Raw genomic sequence first — 19,276 nt, forward strand, 5'->3', positions numbered from 1 at the left:
ATCCGAAACTCAACGGCGGAAGGCTGCTCTGCCAAGGTGCGGACTTTCCGCTGGTGGCGCGATATACGCAACGACGCCTCGCACATTCCTGTTTCGCACCAGAAAAAAATTTCGGATCACACGCTTGAGGGAGCAATCACTGATACCGATACATCTGCATCGCTGTCGGCAGGGCCCAGACGCTGAATGCGCCGAGCAGGCCCAGACAGGCCGGCAGGATCAGCCACCAGACTCTCGGTGCCATTGCGTGCAGCGGGCTGCGCCATTGCACCAGGGTCAGGCTGGCGGCGCAGATGCTTGCGGCCAACAGGGCGCCAGCCGTGACGTCGGTGGTCCAGTGCACACCGAGATAGACCCGCGAGAGTGCGATCGCCGTCGCCGGGAGGCTGGCGAGGACCAGCCAGGCAAGGCGCAGGCGCGGTGGCTGGCCGCGACCGGCGAGCACGCCGAGGGTGAGGAAGAAGGCAAACGCCGCTGAGCTGTGCCCGCTGGGAAAGCTGTAGCTGCTCAGCGGCTCCATCAGTACTTCCGGGCGAACGCGAGCAAAGGTGGCCTTCAGGGCGCCGTTGGCCAGGGCCGTGCCCAGCAGCGTGAGAATGGCGAACAGGGCGGCGCGCCATTGGCGTGCGACCAGAAGCAGCAAACATAGCAATACCGCGGCCCACAGTTGGGTGTGAAAGTCCCCGGCGCGGGTGACGATCACCATGATGCGGTCGAAGGTGGTGCTGCGTGCGCCCTGGATCACTGCCAGCAGGCCTTCGTCGAGTTCCTTCAGGTGCGGCCAGCCGAAGAACAGACCGAGCAGGATGGCAACGCCGAGGCCGGCCGACAGTGCGCTGACCCAACGCAAGCCGCGCAGGCTGCCGAATGCAGTTGCCGCGATCAGCGTCAGCAGCGCGCCGACCACTATCCCGGCTTCGCTCCAGAAACCCTCCTCCAGCGGCAGGCGGATGGCGGCTCCGGCGCTCCAGCCGGGCAGCAGATAGGCCATCGACCAGCCGGCGGCAGCACACAGGCTGACCAGCAGGAAGCGTCCGAACGGCATGTCGAGCATGCCGGCGGTCATCGGCAGCATGGGACGCAGCGGGCCGATGAAGCGGCCTACCAGCAGGCTGGCTACGCCGTAGCGCTGAAAGTAGTGCTCGGCCTGCACCAGCCACTCGGGATGGTCGCGCAGGCCTCGCAAGCTGCGAATGCCCTGGTGATAGCGTCGACCGAGGGCATAGGAAAGCAGGTCGCCGATCAATCCGCCGATAAAGCCCAGCAAAAGGGTTTCCCCCAGGCTCAGCACTCCGCTGCCAGCGAGTACAGCAATGGCGAATACCAGCACCGTGCCCGGGATGATCAGTCCGACTACGGCCAGACACTCCATGCAGGCGACGATCAGCAGCGCGAGGCCCAGCCATTGCGGATGCCCGGCGAGCCATTGGGTTAGGGTTTCGAGCCACTGGCCCATGCGGATTTCCTTGAATCGAGATCGCCTTTCGACCTGACGAAAGGGTGGTGGGTTTCCTCGGCGCAAGGATACTGCGCCGTGCTGGTTGGTTCGTAGCGCTGTCCGAGCATGCATTCGAGCGCCTTTCGCCCGGCGCCGCTGTGCGCGGGCGGTCGGGGTGGCTATAATCAGCCGCTTTCCCTTCAGTCAGGCCAGCTAGATCCATGACCGAGTCCGTACTCGATTACATGAACCGCCTGGGCCGCGCCGCGCGCGAGGCCTCGCGGGTGCTTGCGCGCGCCAGCACGGCGCAGAAGAACCGTGCCCTGCAGGCCGCCGCCGCCGCGCTCGACGCAGCCCGCGACGAGTTGGTCAGCGCCAACGAGCGGGACCTTGCCGGTGGCCGCGCCAACGGTCTGGACGCGGCGATGCTCGATCGTCTTGCGCTGACGCCCAAGGTGATCGACGGCATGATCGAAGGGCTGCGCCAGGTCGCCGCGCTGCCGGACCCAATCGGCGAGATCCGCGACATGCGCTACATGCCTTCGGGCATTCAGGTCGGCAAGATGCGCGTGCCGCTGGGCGTGGTCGGGATCATCTACGAGTCGCGGCCGAACGTGACCATCGACGCCGCCAGCCTGTGCCTGAAGTCGGGCAATGCGACCATCCTGCGCGGTGGTTCCGAGGCGATCCATTCCAATCAGGCCATTGCCCGCTGCATCCAGCTTGGCCTGGCCGAAGCCGGGCTGCCGGCAGCGGCGGTGCAGGTCGTGGAGACCACTGACCGGGCTGCGGTCGGCGCGCTGATCAGCATGCCGGAATACGTCGATGTGATCGTGCCGCGCGGCGGCAAGGGTCTGATAGAACGCATCAGTCGCGACGCCCGGGTACCGGTGATCAAGCACCTGGACGGCATCTGCCATGTCTACATCGACGTGGCGGCGGACGTGGACAAGGCCGTTCGCGTCGCCGACAACGCCAAGACCCAGCGCTTTGCGCCGTGCAACACCATGGAGACGCTGCTGGTTCATCAGGGCATCGCCGATCGGGTGCTGCCGCCACTGGCGGCCATTTATCGCGAGAAGGGCGTTGAGTTGCGTGGCTGTGCGCGAACCCAGGCGCTGCTTGGCGGCGATGTGCTGGAGGCCAGCGAAGAAGACTGGTCCACCGAATACAACGCACCGATCTTGTCGATCCGCATCGTCGATTCGCTGGATGCCGCCATCGAGCACATCAATCGCTACGGCTCGCAACACACCGACGCGATCGTCACCGAGAATTTCACCGATGCCCGGCGCTTCCTCACCGAGGTGGACTCCGCTTCGGTGATGGTCAACGCCTCGACGCGTTTCGCCGATGGCTTCGAGTATGGCCTGGGCGCGGAGATCGGCATCTCCACTGACAAGCTTCATGCCCGTGGTCCGGTCGGTCTGGAAGGGCTGACCAGCGAGAAGTACGTGGTGTTTGGCGACGGCCACGTCCGTACCTGATGAGCCAAGGCAGCGGCGCCCGGCGCATCGGTATACTCGGCGGCACCTTCGATCCGGTACACATCGGTCACTTGCGCGGGGCGCTGGAAGTGGCCGAGATGTTCGATCTCGACGAGCTGCGGCTGATTCCCAACGCGCGTCCGCCGCACCGTGACACCCCCAATTGCTCGGCGCAGGATCGCCTGGCAATGGTTCGCCTGGCGGTGCAAGACCTGCCGCCACTTTGTGTGGACGCTCGTGAGTTGGAGCGGGAGAAGCCGTCCTACACCATCGACACGCTGATTTCCCTGCGCGCCGAGCTGGGCGAGGAGGATCAGTTGTTGCTGGTGGTGGGCTGGGATGCCTTCTGCGGCCTGCCAACCTGGCATCGCTGGGAAGAGCTGCTCGACTATTGCCATATCCTCGTCCTGCAACGCCCGGATGCCGGCAGCGAGGCGCCGCAGGTGCTGCGCGATCTGCTCGCCGCACGCAGCGTGCCCGATCCCCAGGTGCTTTGCGGGGGCAGCGGGCAGATTGCCTTCGTCTGGCAGACACCGTTGGAAGTGTCTGCCACACAGATTCGCCAATTGCTGGCCAGCGGCAAGTCGGTCCGATTCCTGGTTCCCGATGCCGTACTGGCTTATATCAACGCGCACGGACTGTACCGGGCGTCGAACTGAGGTTGTTTTCACGTTATGCAAACTGAAGAGTTGGTCCAGCTGGCGGTTGCCGCCCTGGAAGATCTGAAAGGCCAGGACATCACCACCATCGATGTGCGCGGCAAGACCAGTGTCACCGATTACATGATCATCGCCAGCGGCAGTTCCAGCCGGCACGTCAAGTCGCTCGTCGAAAACGTGCTGGAGCAGGTCAAGGAGCAGGGCGTTCGCCCGCTTGGCAGCGAGGGTCTCGAAGGCGGTGAGTGGGCGTTGCTCGACCTGGGCGATGTCGTCGTCCATGTGATGCAGGTGCCGCCCCGTCAGTTCTACGATCTGGAACGTCTCTGGCAGGGCGCCGAGCAGAGCCGCGCGCAGCACGCTCACGACCCGGAATAAGCCGTGCGTATCAAGCTGATTGCGGTCGGCTCGAAGATGCCACGCTGGGTCGAGGATGGTTGGCAGGAATATGCCAAGCGCCTGCCGTCCGAACTACCGCTGGAGCTGCATGAGATCGCGCTCAATACCCGTGGCAAGAACGCCGACGTGGCGCGGTTGATTCGCCAGGAAGGCGAGGCCATGCTGGGCAAGGTTCAGCCAGGCGAGCGCATTGTCACGCTCGAAGTACATGGCAAGCCGTGGAGCACCGAGCAGCTGGCGGCGGAAATCGAGCGCTGGCGGCTCGATGCACGCAACGTCAACCTCATGGTCGGCGGTCCGGAAGGGCTGGCACCCGAGGTTTGTGCGCGCAGCGAGCAGCGCTGGTCGCTGTCGCCGCTGACCCTGCCTCATCCGCTGGTGCGAATCCTGATCGGCGAACAGATCTACCGCGCCTGGACGCTGCTGTCCGGTCATCCCTATCACAAGTAGTCCGCGAACCCCTTCAAGATGCCGCAACCGATTCAACTCAAGGATCACGAGAAGGACGCCGTGCTGGTGCGCCGGCGCGTCATCGTCGGCCTTGCGTTCGTGTTGCTGTTGATCGGTGTGCTGGTGTCGCGGATGTACTACCTGCAGGTGGTGCAGTTCGAGCACCATTCGACGCTGTCGGAGAACAACCGCGTCCACGTGCAGCCGATCCCGCCCAATCGTGGCTTGATCTTCGACCGCAAGGGCCGGGTCATCGCCGACAACCGCCCCAGTTTCAGCCTGACCGTCACCCGCGAACGCGCCGGCGACTGGAAGACTGTGCTCGATGGCGTGGTCGAGGTGCTGGAGCTCAGCGAGGAAGAGCGCGGGCTGTTCGAGAAACGCGTGTTGCAGGGGCGTCGGCCATTCGAGCCGGTACCGATCATGTATGAGCTGTCCGAGGAGCAGATTGCGCGCATTGCCGTGAATCAGTTCCGCCTGCCTGGGGTCGAGGTGGCGGCGCAGCTGGTCCGGCATTACCCGCAGGGTCCGCACTTCGCGCACTCGGTAGGCTATGTCGGGCGAATCAACGAGCAAGAGCTCAAGCAGCTCGACCCGGTCAATTACAGCGGCACGCACCATGTCGGCAAGACCGGTATCGAGAAATTCTACGAGGACGAGCTGCACGGCCAGGTCGGCTACGAAGAGGTCGAAACCAATGCCCGCGGCAGGGTCTTGCGCGTGCTCAAGCGTACCGATCCGATACCGGGCAAGGACATCACGCTGTCGCTCGATCTCGACCTGCAGGAGGCCGCAGAAGCGGCGCTCGGTGGTCGTCGCGGTGCAATCGTCGCGCTGCTGCCGAGCACCGGCGAGGTGGTGGCGATGGTCAGTCAGCCGAGCTTCAACCCCAATCTCTTCGTTACCGGCATCAGCTTCAAGGATTACGGTGAACTGCGCGACTCTATTGATCGTCCGTTGTTCAACCGTGTGCTGCGCGGCCTATACCCGCCCGGCTCGACCATCAAGCCAATGATGGCCGTTGCCGGCCTCGATGCTGGCGTGATCACGCCGAGCAGTCGCGTGTTCGATCCGGGCTTTTTCCAACTGCCGAACGTGAAGCACAAGTACCGCAACTGGAACCGCAACGGCGACGGCTGGGTGGACCTGGACCTGGCCATCGCCCGCTCCAACGACACCTACTTCTACGACATGGCCCACAAGCTGGGCGTCGATCGCATGCACGAATACATGACCCGCTTCGGCCTGGGGCAGCGCGTATCCCTGGACATGCACGAGGAGACGGCGGGCCTGATGCCGTCGCGCGACTGGAAACGGGCGCGCTATCGCCAGCCCTGGTATCCCGGTGAAACAGTGATTCTCGGTATCGGCCAGGGTTACATGCAGGCCACGCCGCTGCAGCTGGCCCAGGCCACGGCGCTAGTGGCGACCCGCGGCAAGTGGATTCGGCCGCATCTGGCGCGCAGCGTCGGTAGTGAAGCGCCGGTGGACCATGATCCGGTTCCGGACATCCAGCTTCGCGATCCGCGCTTCTGGGACTACGCGACCCACGGTATGGAGCAGGTTCTGCATGGCGCGCGGGGTACGGCAAGGAAGGTCGGTGACAGCGCGGCGTATCGTATTGCCGGCAAGAGCGGTACCGCCCAGGTGGTCGCGATCCGCCAGGGCGAGAAATACGACAGCGCCAAGCTGGCCGAACGCCATCGGGACCATGCGCTGTTCGTCGCCTTCGCCCCGGTGCATGACCCGCAGATCGCCGTGGCGGTTATGGTCGAGAACGGCGAATCCGGTTCGGGCGTCGCCGCGCCGGTGGCCAAGCAGGTCATGGACGCCTGGCTGCTGAACGAGGAGGGCGTGCTCAAGCCCGAGTTCGCCCCGCCGCTGACCGCCGAAGGGAAGAAGCCATGAGCGGCAATTTCGACCGAACCCTGTCGCGCGAGGACGTGCTGCGGCGTCGCGCCAGCCTGTTGCAGCGCCTGCATATCGACGGGCTGCTGCTGGTGCTGCTGCTGATGCTGGCGGCGGGCAGCCTGTTCATTCTCTATTCGGCCAGCGGCAAGAACTGGGATCTGGTCATCAAGCAGGCGACGTCTTTCGGCCTCGGCCTGGGTGCAATGCTGGTCATTGCACAGTTCGAGCCGCGCTTCATGGCGCGCTGGGTACCGCTGGGCTATCTCGCTGTGGTAGCGCTGTTGGTGGCGGTCGAGGTCGTCGGCCATACAGCGATGGGCGCCACCCGCTGGATCAACATTCCGGGGGTGATCCGCTTCCAGCCGTCGGAGTTCATGAAGATCATCATGCCGATGACCATCGCCTGGTATCTGTCCTCGCGCAGCCTGCCGCCGAGCATCAAGCACACTGCGATCAGTCTGTCGCTGATCCTCGTGCCCTTCGTGCTGATCCTCAAACAGCCGGATCTGGGCACGTCGCTGCTGATTCTCGCCTCCGGCGCATTCGTCCTGTTCATCGGCGGCCTGCGTTGGCGCTGGATCATTGGCGCGGTCACGGCGATCGTGCCCATCGCTGTGGCGATGTGGTACTTCGTACTGCACAACTACCAGAAGCAGCGAGTACTGACGTTTCTCGATCCGGAAAGCGATCCGCTGGGCACTGGCTGGAACATCATCCAGTCGAAGGCGGCGATCGGTTCGGGTGGGGTGTTCGGCAAGGGCTGGCTGGCAGGCACGCAGTCGCACCTGGATTTTTTGCCGGAAAGCCACACGGACTTTATCATCGCCGTGCTCGCTGAAGAGTTCGGCCTGGTCGGCGTCTGCCTGCTGCTGCTGGTGTATGGTCTGCTGATCACCCGCGGCCTTGTTATCACCGTGCAGGCGCAAACGCTGTTTGGAAAACTGCTGGCCGGTGCGCTGACGATGACCTTCTTTGTTTACGTTTTCGTCAATATCGGTATGGTCAGTGGGCTGTTGCCGGTGGTGGGGGTGCCATTGCCCTTCATTAGTTATGGCGGAACTTCATTGGTGACCCTGCTGTCAGGGTTCGGGGTTTTGATGTCGATCCACACCCATCGCAAGTGGATCGCGCAGGTTTGACGAGAGTGAATTTGTTGACTTCATTACGGCGTGGCTGGATGGCGCGGATGCTAGGGGGCGTGGCTTTGGCCGGCGCTGTGCTGGGAAGCCTGCCGCTGCAGGCGGCCGATTACACCGGCGCCAACGTGGACGAGTTCATCGCGGAGATGACCCGCGACTATGGATTTGCCGACGAGCAGCTGCGTGATCTGTTCAAGCAGGCCGAGCGCAAGCAGGCGATTCTCGATGCCATTTCGCGTCCTGCGGAGCGGGTCAAGCCGTGGAAGGAATACCGACCTATCTTCCTCACCGACTCGCGCATCGCCCAGGGCGTCGATTTCTGGCGGGAGAACGAAGCCGCGCTGACTCGTGCGGAAACCGAATACGGCGTGCCGGCGGAAATCATCGTCGCGATCATCGGCGTGGAAACCTTCTACGGCCGCAATACCGGTAGCCATCGGGTGATCGATGCGCTGTCGACGCTGGGCTTCGATTACCCTCCGCGTCAGCCGTTTTTCCGTCAGCAGCTCAAGGAGTTCCTGCTGCTGACCCGTGAGGAGCAGGTCGACCCGCTTACGCTCAAGGGCTCCTACGCGGGTGCGATGGGACTGCCGCAGTTCATGCCGAGCAGCTTCCGCGCCTACGCGGTGGATTTCGACGGCGACGGGCACATCGATATCTGGAACAACCCCACCGATGCCATCGGCAGTGCGGCCAGTTACTTCAAGCAACATGGCTGGGCTGCGGGTGAGCCGGTGGTGGCGCGGGCCAAGGTAGGCGGCGAGCGCTATGAGGAAGGGCTGACCGTCGGCCTGGAGTCGCAAAAAAATGCCGGCGAAATGCGTAGCCTGGGCTGGCAGTTCGACAAGTCGGTGGCCGACGGTACGGCCATTACCGCCTTCCGCCTGGATGGCGCAGAGGGTGATGAGTACTGGCTGGGCCTGCCAAATTTCTATGTCATTACCCGCTACAACCGTAGCGTGATGTATGCGATGGCCGTGCATCAGCTGTCCCAGCTGCTGGCCGAAGCGCGAGGCGAACAATGACCGTGATCTGGACAAGGCTGGTCGCGCTGGGTGTCGCCGGGGCGCTGCTGGCGAGCTGCTCATCGACGCCGACACCGAGCAGTGCACCAAGCAAGAGTACCGGTATCAGTGGTCCCGGCGACTACAGCCGTCCGCACAAGGACGGCGCGCCCTGGTGGGACGTCGACGTTTCGCAGATCCCCGACGCCACGCCGATGCCACATTACGGCCGTTACAAGGCCAATCCCTATACGGTGCTGGGCAAGACCTACTTTCCAATCAGCGATGGTCGACGTTATTCGGCTACCGGGACGGCATCCTGGTATGGCACCAAGTTTCACGGCCAGCCCACCGCCAACGGCGAGAAGTACGACCTTTATGGCATGAGCGCGGCGCACAAGACGCTGCCCTTGCCCACTTACGTCAAGGTCACCAATCTGGATAACGGGCGCACCGTGGTCTTGCGCGTCAATGACCGTGGTCCGTTCTACTCCGATCGGATCATCGATCTGTCTTTCGCCGCGGCGAAGAAGCTCGGCTATGCCGAGAGCGGAACGGCGCGGGTAAAGGTCGAAGGCATCGACCCTCAGCAATGGTGGGCCGACCAGGGCCGACCGGTGCCGACGATGATGGCGCAGCCGGAGATGGTTACGAGCAAGCCCGCCAGCAATGTCGCGCAGCCGATCGAACAGTACACGCCGCCGCCCCAGCAGCACGCTGCGGCCACGGTGCCGCTGGAAGTCGATGCAAAAAAAAACGCTTCGCCCGCAGCCTCTGGCCTGTTTCTCCAGGTTGGCGCCTTCGCCAATCCGGATGCAGCGCAGTTGCTCAAGGACAAGCTGAGCGGCGTGGTCTCTGCCCCGGTGTTCATCAGCTCGGTGGTACACAACCAGCAGACCCTGCACCGCGTGCGCCTGGGACCCATCGACACACCGGATGAGGCCATGCAGCTCGAAGAGAGCGTACGCCTGGCCAACCTCGGACAGCCGCGGCGCGTTGCCGCTGACTGATCGCTGCAAACCTTGCCTTCGTTTTACCTGACTAATTTGAGATTCGGATGAACATCACCAGCCTCGTGCAACGCTTCATAGTCCTGGCAGTGCTGACGGTCACCCCGACCGTCTGGGCAGCGCAGATCGTACCGTCCGCCCCGCAGCTGGCGGCCAAGTCCTACATGCTGATGGACGCGGCCAGCGGCGAGGTACTGGTCGAGCACAACGGTGACGAGCGCCTGCCGCCAGCGAGCCTGACCAAGCTGATGACCGCCTACATCGCCACCCTGGAAATCCAGAAGGGTCAGATCAGCGACAGCGACATGGTCACGGTGAGCGAGAAGGCCTGGCGTACCGGCGGCTCGCGGATGTTCATCCAGGTCAACACGCAGGTCTCGGTCGACGATCTGCTGCATGGCATCATCATTCAGTCGGGCAACGACGCCAGCGTCGCCATGGCCGAGCACATCGCCGGCAGCGAAGAGGCCTTTGCCGACCTGATGAACAGCACGGCTCAGCGCCTGGGCATGACCAACAGCCATTTCATGAATGCCACCGGCCTGCCGGACCCGGATCATTATTCCTCGGCCAACGACATGGCCAAGCTGGCTCGCGCGATCATCTACGAAGACCCGGCGCACTACGCCATCTACGCGCAGAAAGAGTTCTTCTGGAACAACATCAAGCAGCCCAACCGCAACCTGTTGCTGTGGCGCGACAAGACCGTCGACGGCCTGAAAACCGGTCATACCGAAGAGGCCGGCTACTGCCTGGTGGCCTCTGCCGTGCGTGACAACATGCGCCTGATCTCGGTGGTGTTCGGTACCGACAGCGAGCAGGCCCGCGCGGCAGAGACCCAGAAGCTGCTGACCTATGGCTTCCGCTTCTTCGAGACCCGCACCTTCTACCAGAAGGGCACCGAGCTGGCTCAGGCGCAGGTGTGGAAAGGCCAGCAGGACAAGCTTAAGGCGGGCCTGGCACAGGACCTGACCATGACCCTGCCGCGTGGTCAGGCAGAGAAGCTGCAAGCGGTCATGAGCTTCAACGGCACACTCACCGCACCGATCCAGCAGGGTGACGTCATCGGCAAGGTCGAGGTCAAGCTGGAGGACAAGGTCGTCCGCAGCACCGATCTGGTGGCGCTGGAAACCATCGAAGAGGGTGGGCTGTTCCGCCGGTTTTGGGATAGCATTCGCCTCTTCTTCTACAGCCTGTTCAACTGACCACGCGCGAGTGCACCGCGGCTGATCCCGCCGCGGCGCACGTGCGGATCACGAGTCCGTTACGCCCATGACCGATAACCAAGATGTCGCAGCACCCAAGATTGACTTCCCCTGCGAGCGCTACCCGATCAAGGTGATCGGCGACGCTGGCGAAGGCTTCCGTGAGGTCGTGATCGAAGTCATCCAGCGCCACGCGCCGGATTTCGACGAAACCACCGTCGTCACCCGCGACAGCCGCAACGGGCGATTCCTTTCGCTGCAGGTGCTGATCACCGCCACCGGCGTAGAGCAGCTGCAGGCCATTCACGTCGACCTGCGCGCCACTGGCCGTGTTCACATGGTGCTGTGATGACCCTCGAAGTGGGCGTGCGTGAGCTCGGCCAGATCGAGTACCGGACTGCCTGGCAGGCCATGCAGCACTTCACCAACACGCGCGATGCAGACAGTGGCGACGAAATCTGGCTGCTGCAGCACCCGCCCGTATTCACTCAGGGCCAGGCCGGTAAGGCCGAGCACCTGCTGTTCCCTGGCGAAATTCCGGTAGTGCAGGTGGATCGAGGCGGTCAGGTGACCTATCACGGGCCCGGCCAACTGGTTGGTTATCTGTTGCTCGATGTGCGCCGACTCGGTATCGGTGTGCGCGAGCTGGTGAGTCGTATCGAGCAGAGCCTGATCGATCTGCTCGCCAGCTATGGCATCGAGGCGGCTGCCAAAGCGGATGCGCCGGGCGTTTACGTCAACGGTGCGAAGATCGCGTCTCTGGGCCTGCGCATTCGCAATGGCCGTTCCTTCCACGGCCTGGCGCTGAACGTGGACATGGATCTCGAACCTTTCCGGCGCATCAACCCCTGCGGTTATGCAGGGCTGCCCATGACCCAGCTGCGTGACCTGATCGGGCCGATCGACATCTCTGAAGTGGCCGATCGACTGCGTGGTCATCTGGTCCGGCAGCTCGGATACGCGCAACAGAAGACCCTCGCGGGCGGAATCGAAGCATATGAGTAGTGTAGAAACGGCAGGCAAGCGCCCGGCCAAGGTAGAGGCTGGCGTCAAACTGCGTGGTGCCGAGAAGGTTGCGCGGATTCCGGTGAAGATCATCCCCACCGATGAGCTGCCGAAGAAGCCGGACTGGATTCGCGTGCGCATTCCGGTTTCCCCGGAGGTCGACCAGATCAAGCAGACCCTGCGCAAGCACAAACTGCACAGCGTCTGCGAGGAAGCCTCCTGCCCCAACCTGGGCGAGTGCTTCTCCAGCGGAACCGCGACCTTCATGATCATGGGCGACATCTGCACCCGTCGCTGCCCGTTCTGCGACGTCGGCCACGGCCGGCCGAATGCGCTGGACCCGGATGAGCCGAAGAACCTGGCCCAGGCCATCGCCGACATGCGCCTGAAGTACGTGGTCATCACCTCGGTGGATCGCGACGATCTGCGCGACGGTGGCGCCCAGCACTTTGCCGATTGCCTGCGCGAGATTCGCAAGCTGTCGCCGTCGATCCAGCTGGAAACCCTGGTGCCCGACTACCGTGGGCGCATGGATATCGCTTTGGATATCACCGCCAGCGAGCCGCCGGATGTGTTCAACCACAATCTGGAGACCGTACCGCGGCTATACAAGTCGTCGCGGCCGGGCTCGGATTTCGAGTGGTCACTGGATCTTCTGGAGAAGTTCAAGCAGCGCGTGCCGGGCGTGCCGACCAAGTCGGGACTGATGCTCGGCCTCGGCGAGACCGACGAGGAGGTCATCGAGGTCATGCACCGCATGCGCGAGCACGATATCGACATGCTGACCCTGGGTCAGTACCTGCAGCCTTCGCGTAACCACCTCCCGGTGCAGCGCTTCGTTCATCCCGACACCTTCGCCTGGTTTGCCGAAGAGGGGATGAAGATGGGCTTCAAGAACATCGCCTCAGGTCCGCTGGTGCGCTCGTCGTACCATGCCGATCAGCAGGCGCACGGAGCCAAAAAAGACTGAAACCGTAAAGTTATTGCGGCTCTTGAAGACCGCGCAGACAGTCCAGGCTGTCTGCGCGGTTTTTTCTTTTCCGTCCGCCATGCGCCTTGCGAAAGCGCATGGCGCGGGAACTGCCAAGCGGTTGGCAAGAAAATTGCGGCATTACGCCGCATTAGACTTTGGTCTATAGTGGCGTTCGTTTACACCATGAGGCCAACCGAGGGCCACTGCAGATGAACGAACCCCAATTGAAGGACTTGCTTGACGATCTGGATGCCGCGAAGGTCGAGTGCGACGCGATGAGCCGCTTGGTGGTGACGCGGCTGGCCAAGCAGCACATTCCATACCGAGCGATGTTGGGGCAGGTCGAACTGGACGGTAAGGTGGTTTCACCGCACTTCTGGGTCGAGACCGACGGCTGCGTGATCGACTACCGCGCACGCCAGCGCCTTGGTGGTGATCAGCGCGTGCCACATGGCGTGGTCGCGCGCGAGGCAGTGAAGGCCCACTATCAAGGGCAGCAGGTAATCATCGACCCGCTGCCGGACTACCTCTACGAAGTAGCCATCAAACACTGACCCTGTTGCAGGGATAAAAAAAAGCCCCGGCAGTCTGCCGGGGCTTTTGTGTATGGCGCCAAGCCCAACTCGATCAGTTGTGGGCGCGCAGTCGCCCGAGCAGCTCCTGAGTGGGATGGCCATCGGCCGGCCAACCCAGGCGTTGCTGGAAGCCGCGGATAGCCTTGCGGGTATTGGCGCCAATGATGCCGTCCGGGGTGCCCGGGTCGAAGCCCTGAGCGACTAGACGTTCTTGCAGTTCAAGGCGCTCGGAGCGGCTGAGTGGCTGTTCGCCGCGTGGCCAGCTGCCCGCGACCTCGCCTTTGCCCTGGAAATTCTCTGCCAGCAGGCCGATCGCCAGGGCATATGCCGAGGAGTTGTTGTAGCGCAGGATGGCGCGGAAATTGTCCATGATGAGGAATGCCGGGCCACGATGGCCGGCAGGCAGCAGCAGGCTGGCGCTGGCTTCTTCCTGGTCGCCGGGCAGGTTGCGCAGGCCGAGGCGGCGCCATTCGGCCAGCGGCTTGCGAATCTCGGTGTCGGCCAAGGCGTAGTCGAACCCTTCGGGTAGCTCTACCTCGAAGCCCCAGGCCTTACCCTGTTTCCAGCCGGATGCCTGAAGGTAATGCGCGGCGGAGGCAAGGGCGTCTGCCGAGCTATTCCAGATATCGCGCTTGCCGTCGCCATCGAAATCCACGGCATGGGTGTTGTAAGTGGTCGGAATGAACTGCGTCTGCCCCATGGCACCAGCCCAGGAGCCGCGCATGCGCTGTGGCGCGACGTCGCCGTGCTGGAGGATGTCCAGCGCTGCAATCAGCTGACTCTTGGCGAATGCCGGACGGCGACCCTCGTGGGCGAGGGTCGCAAGGGAACGAATCACCGATTTGTCGCCCATGATCTGGCCGAAGCTGCTTTCCAGTCCCCAGACGGCAACCAGGGTTTCGCGATCGACGCCGTAGCGGGCCTCGATCTGATCCAGTGTGGTGGCGTGCTCGCTAAGCAAGCGGCGGCCGCTGCGCACGCGCTGTGGCGAAATGGCGCCTTCCAGGTACTGCCAGACGGGCCGGGTGAACTCGGGCTGGCTACGGTCCGCCTCGATCACCGCTGGATCGGGCTGGACGCCGGCGAAGGCCTGGTCGAAGGTCGCGGCGGAGATACCGGCCGCAAGGGCTTCAGCGCGGAACTGCTCGCGCCACTGGCTGAAGCTCAGGTGAGTGGCTTCCGAACGGACATCGGCGATGGTGGCGTCGCTAGGCTGGCTGGCGGCGGGGACGTTGCTGACCAGAGTGGACTGCGCGAGGGGTTCGGCTGCACAGGCAACGACCAGGCTCATCGCCGAAGCGGCAACCAGGGTACGTAGCAGCAGAACGGGAACGAAGGTGTGATACATGCACCGCTCTCGAAACGTGTCGTCGGCCGCAGACATTATCACGCTTTGGCGGTGTTGGGTTTTCAGGCTGCCAGAAGGACCGAAGCCTCCCAGTTGGTGGACTGGGAGGCTTCGCGGCGGTAGCTGCCTTTGCCTTTTTTCGGCGTTTCCTGGCGGAGGCGGAACAGGGGTTGCGCAACCAGGTGCTTGGCCTTGTTCGGCCGTTTCTTGCGTGTGCTCATTTTTCGACTCCCTCAAATGGCCCGCTATCGGGCGAGGGAATCATAGGCCTTGTACAAAAAATGTCCAGTGCGCCGCGGCGTGAATTCGCTCTCCGCGATTCGCTTGTCAGGTACCGATCCGGCGGCCACTCAGTTGCAGGCAAATGTCCGCCAGACCGATCCAGGGATCCCCGGCGGCCTGGCCCTTGATCTGCTCGTCGATGCGTTGCGCGTCTCTCAGCAACTGGTTCCAGCCGGCCGCGTCATGCCTTTGCAGTGCTTTGGAAACCAGCGGGCGACGCTTATCCCAGACCGGCGGGCGGGCCTGGCTGAAGGCACGCTCGAGCGGAGTGCCCTGGGCATATTGTTGCGCAATATTGGCCAGCAGGCGCAGTTCGCGGGCCAGCGCCCAGAGGATCACCGGCGCCTCGACGCCCTCACCGCGCAGGCCCTCCAGCATGTGCAGCGCATGGGCCGCCTGGCCGTGCAGGGCTGCGTCGATCAGGCCGAATACATCGTAACGGGCGCTATCAGCCACCGCGGCCTGGACGGTTTCCGCGGTGACCTGTCCGGCTTCGGCCAGCAGCTTGAGCTTTTCGATTTCCTGCGCCGCGGCCAACAGGTTACCTTCGACCCGGGCGCTGATCAGCTCGACGGCTTCCTGGTCCGCGGACAGGCCCGCCTGGGCCAGCCGCTGACGTATCCACTGCGGCAGCTGCGCGGCATCCACTGGCCAGATCTGCAGGAACTGCACGTCCTTGCCATCGATCAGCGCCTTGGCCCACTTGGTCTTCTGGGTGCTGCCGTCGAGCTTGGGCAGACTGACCAGCAGCACGGTGTCCTCGGCGGGGCGGGCCAGATATTCCAGCAGCGCCGCGGCACCCTTGTCACCGGGCTTGCCGTTGGGGATGCGCAGTTCGAGCAGGCGCTTCTCGGCGAACAGCGAAAGACTCGCACCGGCTTCGATCAGCTGGCTCCAGTCGAAGCCGGTCTCCACGTGAAAGACCTGACGCTCACTGAAGCCCTGCGCTCGGGTCGCTGCGCGGATCGCATCGCAGGCTTCCTGGCACAGCAGGTGCTCGTCGCCACAGACGACGTACACGGGCGCCAGCGGGCCTTGCAGGTGTTTGCCGAGCTGAGCGGGAGAAAGCTTCATGGTGCGAAGACGGGGGCCTTGAGGCCCCCGTTACCTGTTACTGGATGGGCAGCTGGATGGGCGACTGTTGCGGCTGCGCGTCCTGGGCACGACGGGCAGCTTCCATGGCTTCAGCCTCGGCGCGGGCCTTGGCTTCGGCTTCCTGTTGCAGGCGGTCGAGCTGCGCCGGGGTGATGCGCTGGATACGCAGGGTCAGCTGCTGCAGCAGCTCGCGGCGCATTTCCTGGCGCAGCTGATCACCTTCCTGGGACGAGCCGATCAGGTTGTTGCTGTCGTGCACGTAGACCTTCTGCACTTCGATGCTGTCCTCGAGCAGCAGCATGTTCTGCGGGCCGAGGAATTCGTAATCGAGGGTGCTGGTCAGCTCATACTCGGCGCTGCGTGCCGAGCTGGTGTAGCTGGCGGTGCGCTGGCGGGTCTGCTCGCGGGCAAGGTTCAGGCTGTACTTGGCGCCCGGGTAAACCCGCACGCCATTGCTCTTGAGCAGGCCTTCGAGCTGTTGCACCGTTTCGCCGTAGCTGTTGCGGGCCTGCAGGTCGATCTCCTTGAGACCGAACTCCACGTCACCGGTGCCGCGCAGCTGGAAGCCGCAAGCGCTCAGCAGCAGTGTCAGGCCCAGCACCACCAGATTCCGTTTGTTCATCTTGTTATCCCCTTGCAGGCCCGGCGCATGCGCCGGGGCCGAATCAGTTAGCGACGATGTTGACCAGCTTGCCCGGCACCACGATGACCTTGCGGATCGTCAGGCCCTCGGTGAAGCGCAGCACGTTCTCATTGCCACGGGCAGCAGCCTCGACCTCCTCGCGGCTTGCCGCGGCCGGTACTTCGATCTGCCCGCGCAGCTTGCCGTTGACCTGTACCACCAGAGTCAGGCTGTCCTGCACCAGGGCGGACTCGTCGACCTTCGGCCATTGCGCGTCAATGATCGCGCCCTGTTTGCCGAGTCGCTGCCAGAGTTCGTGAGAGATGTGCGGTGTGATCGGTGCGAGCAGCAGGGCGACCGTTTCCAGGCCCTCCTGCAACAGCGCGCGATCCTGCTCGCTGGCGGTCGCGGCTTTCTCCAGCGCGTTCATCAGCGTCATCACCTGGGCGATGGCGGTGTTGAATTTGTGATGCTGGCCGACATCGACGCTGGCCTGCTTGATGGCGAGATGGATCGCGCGGCGTACGGCCTTCTGCTCGTCGCTCAGGCTGGCGGTGTCCAGCGTGCCTGCGACGCCAGCGCTGACATGTGCATGAGCCAGACGCCAGACGCGACGCAGGAAGCGGCTGGCGCCCTCGACGCCGGAGTCGGACCACTCCAGGCTCATGTCCGGCGGCGAGGCGAACATCATGAATAGGCGGCAGGTATCTGCGCCGTATGCATCGATCATGGCCTGCGGGTCGACGCCGTTGTTCTTCGACTTGGACATCTTCTCGGTGCCGCCGATTTCGACCGGCAGACCATCGCTGGCCAGCTTCGCGCCGATGATCTTGGCCTTGGCGTCACGCTCGACGATCACGTCGGCCGGGTTGAACCAGTCCTTGCCGCCGTTTTCCAGGGTGCGGTAGTAGGTGTCGGCGACCACCATGCCCTGGGTCAGCAGATTCTTGAACGGCTCGTTGGAGCTGACCAGGCCTTCGTCACGCATCAGCTTGTGGAAGAAGCGCGCGTAGAGCAGGTGCAGGATGGCGTGCTCGATGCCGCCGATATACTGATCCACCGGCAGCCAGTGGTTGGCCGCGGCCGGGTCGACCATGCCCTGTTCGTAGTTCGGGCTGGCGTAGCGGGCGAAATACCAGGACGACTCGACGAAGGTGTCCATGGTGTCGGTTTCACGCTTGGCCGGCGCGCCGCACTTCGGGCAGCTGCATTCGTAGAACTCCGGCATGCGCGCCAGCGGGCTGCCGGCGCCGTCCGGTACCACGTCTTCCGGCAGCACGACCGGCAGCTGGTCTTCGGGGACCGCGGCGTCGCCGCAGCTGTCGCAGTGGATGATCGGGATCGGGCAGCCCCAGTAGCGCTGACGGCTGATGCCCCAGTCGCGCAGGCGGAATTGGGTGCGTGCCTGGCCGAGGCCTTTCTTCTGCAGCGCCACTTCGATGGCATCGAACGCGCCGTCGAAGTCGAGGCCGTCGAAGATGTCTGAATTGATCAGCTCGCCGTGTTCGCCGTAGGCGTCCTGCCAGGGTGCCGGGGTCTGGTCGCCGGCGCTGGTGCGTACCACCGGCTTGATCGGCAGGTCGTACTTACTGGCGAACTCGAAGTCGCGCTCGTCGTGCGCCGGGACGGCCATGACCGCACCTTCGCCGTAGTTCATCAGCACGTAGTTGGCGACCCACACCGGCAGCAACTCGCCAGTCAGCGGATGCTGCACGCGCAGTGAAGTGGCGAGGCCCTTCTTCACCTGGGTGGCGATGTCGGCTTCGGCGACGCCGCCACGCTTGCATTCATCGATGAAGGCCTGCAGCTCGGGATTGTTCTGCGCGGCGAGCGTGGCCAGCGGGTGCTCGGCGGCCACCGCGACGTAAGTTGCACCCATCAGCGTATCGGGACGGGTGGTGAAGACCTTCATCACGCCTTCGCTGCCGATGCTAGCCACGTCGTAGGGGAAGCTGATCTCCATGCCGCGCGACTTGCCGATCCAGTTGCGCTGCATGGTCTTGACCTGTTCCGGCCAGCCATCCAGTTCGTCCAGGCTCTCCAGCAGCTCATCCGCGTAGGCGGTGATCTTGAAGTAGTACATCGGGATTTCGCGCTTCTCGATCAACGCGCCGGAACGCCAGCCACGGCCGTCGATGACCTGCTCGTTGGCCAGTACGGTCTGGTCGACCGGGTCCCAGTTGACGGTGCCGTTCTTGCGGTAGATCACGCCCTTTTCGTACAGGCGGGTAAACAGCCACTGCTCCCAGCGGTAGTAATCCGGCTTGCAGGTGGTGACTTCACGCGTCCAGTCGACCGCCAGGCCGAGGCTTTTCAGCTGGGCCTTCATGTAGGCGATGTTTTCGTAGGTCCACTTCGCCGGTGCCACCTGATTCTTCATCGCGGCGTTTTCCGCCGGCATGCCGAACGCGTCCCAGCCCATGGGTTGCAGGACATTCTTGCCCTGCATGCGCTGATAGCGCGCGATCACGTCGCCGATGGTGTAGTTGCGCACGTGACCCATGTGCAGCTTGCCGCTGGGGTAGGGGAACATCGACAGGCAATAGAAGGTGTCCTTGCCTGGCTGTTCGCTCACTTCAAAGGATTTCTGCGCGTCCCAATGGGATTGCGCGGCGGCTTCGATTTCGCGGGGCTGATACTGTTCGTGCATGGCTACTGGCGTTGGGATGGTGGCTGG

The 19,276-nt window shown here is 63.6% G+C and carries 19 protein-coding genes; 13 read left to right on the forward strand and 6 right to left on the reverse strand.

The window, feature by feature from the left end; genetic code table 11:
• Nucleotides 1-136 precede the first annotated feature (136 nt).
• On the reverse strand, nucleotides 137-1,456 hold the full coding sequence (locus LLJ08_RS02455) for a bifunctional DedA family/phosphatase PAP2 family protein (RefSeq protein ID WP_228208133.1): 1,320 nt from the start codon (nucleotides 1,454-1,456) through the stop codon (nucleotides 137-139).
• Nucleotides 1,457-1,659: 203 nt separating this feature from the next.
• Between LLJ08_RS02455 and LLJ08_RS02460 the strand changes: the two genes are divergently transcribed.
• The 13 genes from LLJ08_RS02460 to LLJ08_RS02520 all read left to right on the forward strand — a co-directional run bounded on the left by LLJ08_RS02460 (nucleotide 1,660) and on the right by LLJ08_RS02520 (nucleotide 13,231).
• Nucleotides 1,660-2,925 carry a glutamate-5-semialdehyde dehydrogenase gene (locus tag LLJ08_RS02460; protein ID WP_191121461.1) on the forward strand — a complete coding sequence of 422 codons (1,266 nt, stop codon included), beginning with the start codon at nucleotides 1,660-1,662 and terminating at the stop codon, nucleotides 2,923-2,925.
• Nucleotides 2,925-3,584, forward strand: coding sequence for a nicotinate-nucleotide adenylyltransferase (nadD, locus tag LLJ08_RS02465; protein ID WP_014818952.1), 660 nt, complete (start codon nucleotides 2,925-2,927; stop codon nucleotides 3,582-3,584). Before LLJ08_RS02460 ends, nadD begins: the two co-directional genes overlap by 1 nt.
• A gap of 15 nt (nucleotides 3,585-3,599) precedes the next feature.
• Nucleotides 3,600-3,959, forward strand: coding sequence for a ribosome silencing factor (gene rsfS, locus LLJ08_RS02470; RefSeq protein ID WP_228208134.1), 360 nt, complete (start codon nucleotides 3,600-3,602; stop codon nucleotides 3,957-3,959).
• Between the two features lie 3 nt (nucleotides 3,960-3,962).
• Entirely contained in the window at nucleotides 3,963-4,430 is a 468-nt protein-coding gene (gene rlmH / locus LLJ08_RS02475) for a 23S rRNA (pseudouridine(1915)-N(3))-methyltransferase RlmH (RefSeq protein WP_014818954.1), read from the forward strand.
• 18 nt (nucleotides 4,431-4,448) lie between these two features.
• Nucleotides 4,449-6,338: a penicillin-binding protein 2 gene (gene mrdA / locus LLJ08_RS02480; protein WP_090521079.1), complete on the forward strand. Its 1,890-nt coding sequence runs from the start codon at nucleotides 4,449-4,451 to the stop codon at nucleotides 6,336-6,338.
• Nucleotides 6,335-7,480 (forward strand): rod shape-determining protein RodA, encoded by a 1,146-nt coding sequence (rodA, locus tag LLJ08_RS02485; RefSeq protein ID WP_023444920.1) that lies wholly within the window; start codon nucleotides 6,335-6,337, stop codon nucleotides 7,478-7,480. The genes mrdA and rodA overlap by 4 nt, the downstream gene beginning before the upstream one ends.
• Nucleotides 7,481-7,527: 47 nt before the next feature.
• On the forward strand, nucleotides 7,528-8,505 hold the full coding sequence (mltB, locus tag LLJ08_RS02490; RefSeq protein ID WP_228208892.1) for a lytic murein transglycosylase B: 978 nt from the start codon (nucleotides 7,528-7,530) through the stop codon (nucleotides 8,503-8,505).
• Nucleotides 8,502-9,494: a septal ring lytic transglycosylase RlpA family protein gene (locus LLJ08_RS02495; RefSeq protein ID WP_041015895.1), complete on the forward strand. Its 993-nt coding sequence runs from the start codon at nucleotides 8,502-8,504 to the stop codon at nucleotides 9,492-9,494. Before mltB ends, LLJ08_RS02495 begins: the two co-directional genes overlap by 4 nt.
• A gap of 47 nt (nucleotides 9,495-9,541) precedes the next feature.
• A complete protein-coding gene (locus LLJ08_RS02500) occupies nucleotides 9,542-10,699 on the forward strand; it encodes a D-alanyl-D-alanine carboxypeptidase family protein (protein WP_014818959.1) in 1,158 nt (385 codons plus the stop codon).
• Between the two features lie 67 nt (nucleotides 10,700-10,766).
• The gene (locus LLJ08_RS02505) at nucleotides 10,767-11,048 is read left to right on the forward strand and encodes a DUF493 domain-containing protein (RefSeq protein WP_041015896.1); all 282 of its coding nucleotides are present in this window, start codon (nucleotides 10,767-10,769) and stop codon (nucleotides 11,046-11,048) included.
• Nucleotides 11,048-11,704 carry a lipoyl(octanoyl) transferase LipB gene (gene lipB, locus LLJ08_RS02510; protein WP_041015897.1) on the forward strand — a complete coding sequence of 219 codons (657 nt, stop codon included), beginning with the start codon at nucleotides 11,048-11,050 and terminating at the stop codon, nucleotides 11,702-11,704. The genes LLJ08_RS02505 and lipB overlap by 1 nt, the downstream gene beginning before the upstream one ends.
• The gene (lipA, locus tag LLJ08_RS02515; RefSeq protein WP_041015898.1) at nucleotides 11,697-12,674 is read left to right on the forward strand and encodes a lipoyl synthase; all 978 of its coding nucleotides are present in this window, start codon (nucleotides 11,697-11,699) and stop codon (nucleotides 12,672-12,674) included. The genes lipB and lipA overlap by 8 nt, the downstream gene beginning before the upstream one ends.
• Nucleotides 12,675-12,886: 212 nt before the next feature.
• Entirely contained in the window at nucleotides 12,887-13,231 is a 345-nt protein-coding gene (locus tag LLJ08_RS02520) for a hypothetical protein (RefSeq protein WP_003301712.1), read from the forward strand.
• Nucleotides 13,232-13,304: 73 nt separating this feature from the next.
• On the opposite strand, the gene LLJ08_RS02525 is transcribed toward LLJ08_RS02520, so the two are convergent.
• The 5 genes from LLJ08_RS02525 to leuS all read right to left on the reverse strand — a co-directional run bounded on the left by LLJ08_RS02525 (nucleotide 13,305) and on the right by leuS (nucleotide 19,249).
• Nucleotides 13,305-14,600, reverse strand: coding sequence for a lytic murein transglycosylase (locus LLJ08_RS02525; RefSeq protein WP_041015899.1), 1,296 nt, complete (start codon nucleotides 14,598-14,600; stop codon nucleotides 13,305-13,307).
• Between the two features lie 62 nt (nucleotides 14,601-14,662).
• The gene (arfA, locus tag LLJ08_RS02530) at nucleotides 14,663-14,821 is read right to left on the reverse strand and encodes an alternative ribosome rescue factor ArfA (protein WP_003285150.1); all 159 of its coding nucleotides are present in this window, start codon (nucleotides 14,819-14,821) and stop codon (nucleotides 14,663-14,665) included.
• Nucleotides 14,822-14,927: 106 nt separating this feature from the next.
• Nucleotides 14,928-15,956, reverse strand: a complete 1,029-nt coding sequence (gene holA / locus LLJ08_RS02535) for a DNA polymerase III subunit delta (protein WP_023444926.1) — start codon at nucleotides 15,954-15,956, stop codon at nucleotides 14,928-14,930.
• A gap of 37 nt (nucleotides 15,957-15,993) precedes the next feature.
• The gene (locus LLJ08_RS02540; RefSeq protein ID WP_179485601.1) at nucleotides 15,994-16,599 is read right to left on the reverse strand and encodes an LPS-assembly lipoprotein LptE; all 606 of its coding nucleotides are present in this window, start codon (nucleotides 16,597-16,599) and stop codon (nucleotides 15,994-15,996) included.
• 43 nt (nucleotides 16,600-16,642) lie between these two features.
• Entirely contained in the window at nucleotides 16,643-19,249 is a 2,607-nt protein-coding gene (leuS, locus tag LLJ08_RS02545) for a leucine--tRNA ligase (RefSeq protein ID WP_228208135.1), read from the reverse strand.
• Nucleotides 19,250-19,276: the final 27 nt, after the last annotated feature.

The organism is Stutzerimonas chloritidismutans (genome assembly GCF_020783375.1).
In the GTDB taxonomy this organism is placed as follows: Bacteria; Pseudomonadota; Gammaproteobacteria; order Pseudomonadales; family Pseudomonadaceae; genus Stutzerimonas; species Stutzerimonas kunmingensis.

Excerpts from the sequence above, each read along its gene's own strand:
- mltB (WP_228208892.1), top strand. The coding sequence starts at position 7,528 with ATGCTAGGGGGCGTGGCTTTGGCCGGCGCTGTGCTGGGAAGCCTGCCG.
- LLJ08_RS02540 (WP_179485601.1), bottom strand. The coding sequence starts at position 16,599 with ATGAACAAACGGAATCTGGTGGTGCTGGGCCTGACACTGCTGCTGAGC.
- LLJ08_RS02455 (WP_228208133.1), bottom strand. The coding sequence starts at position 1,456 with ATGGGCCAGTGGCTCGAAACCCTAACCCAATGGCTCGCCGGGCATCCG.
- LLJ08_RS02460 (WP_191121461.1), top strand. The coding sequence starts at position 1,660 with ATGACCGAGTCCGTACTCGATTACATGAACCGCCTGGGCCGCGCCGCG.
- lipB (WP_041015897.1), top strand. The coding sequence starts at position 11,048 with ATGACCCTCGAAGTGGGCGTGCGTGAGCTCGGCCAGATCGAGTACCGG.
- leuS (WP_228208135.1), bottom strand. The coding sequence starts at position 19,249 with ATGCACGAACAGTATCAGCCCCGCGAAATCGAAGCCGCCGCGCAATCC.
- LLJ08_RS02500 (WP_014818959.1), top strand. The coding sequence starts at position 9,542 with ATGAACATCACCAGCCTCGTGCAACGCTTCATAGTCCTGGCAGTGCTG.
- LLJ08_RS02495 (WP_041015895.1), top strand. The coding sequence starts at position 8,502 with ATGACCGTGATCTGGACAAGGCTGGTCGCGCTGGGTGTCGCCGGGGCG.
- mrdA (WP_090521079.1), top strand. The coding sequence starts at position 4,449 with ATGCCGCAACCGATTCAACTCAAGGATCACGAGAAGGACGCCGTGCTG.
- nadD (WP_014818952.1), top strand. The coding sequence starts at position 2,925 with ATGAGCCAAGGCAGCGGCGCCCGGCGCATCGGTATACTCGGCGGCACC.
- rodA (WP_023444920.1), top strand. The coding sequence starts at position 6,335 with ATGAGCGGCAATTTCGACCGAACCCTGTCGCGCGAGGACGTGCTGCGG.
- LLJ08_RS02520 (WP_003301712.1), top strand. The coding sequence starts at position 12,887 with ATGAACGAACCCCAATTGAAGGACTTGCTTGACGATCTGGATGCCGCG.
- LLJ08_RS02505 (WP_041015896.1), top strand. The coding sequence starts at position 10,767 with ATGACCGATAACCAAGATGTCGCAGCACCCAAGATTGACTTCCCCTGC.
- LLJ08_RS02525 (WP_041015899.1), bottom strand. The coding sequence starts at position 14,600 with ATGTATCACACCTTCGTTCCCGTTCTGCTGCTACGTACCCTGGTTGCC.
- holA (WP_023444926.1), bottom strand. The coding sequence starts at position 15,956 with ATGAAGCTTTCTCCCGCTCAGCTCGGCAAACACCTGCAAGGCCCGCTG.
- rsfS (WP_228208134.1), top strand. The coding sequence starts at position 3,600 with ATGCAAACTGAAGAGTTGGTCCAGCTGGCGGTTGCCGCCCTGGAAGAT.
- arfA (WP_003285150.1), bottom strand. The coding sequence starts at position 14,821 with ATGAGCACACGCAAGAAACGGCCGAACAAGGCCAAGCACCTGGTTGCG.
- lipA (WP_041015898.1), top strand. The coding sequence starts at position 11,697 with ATGAGTAGTGTAGAAACGGCAGGCAAGCGCCCGGCCAAGGTAGAGGCT.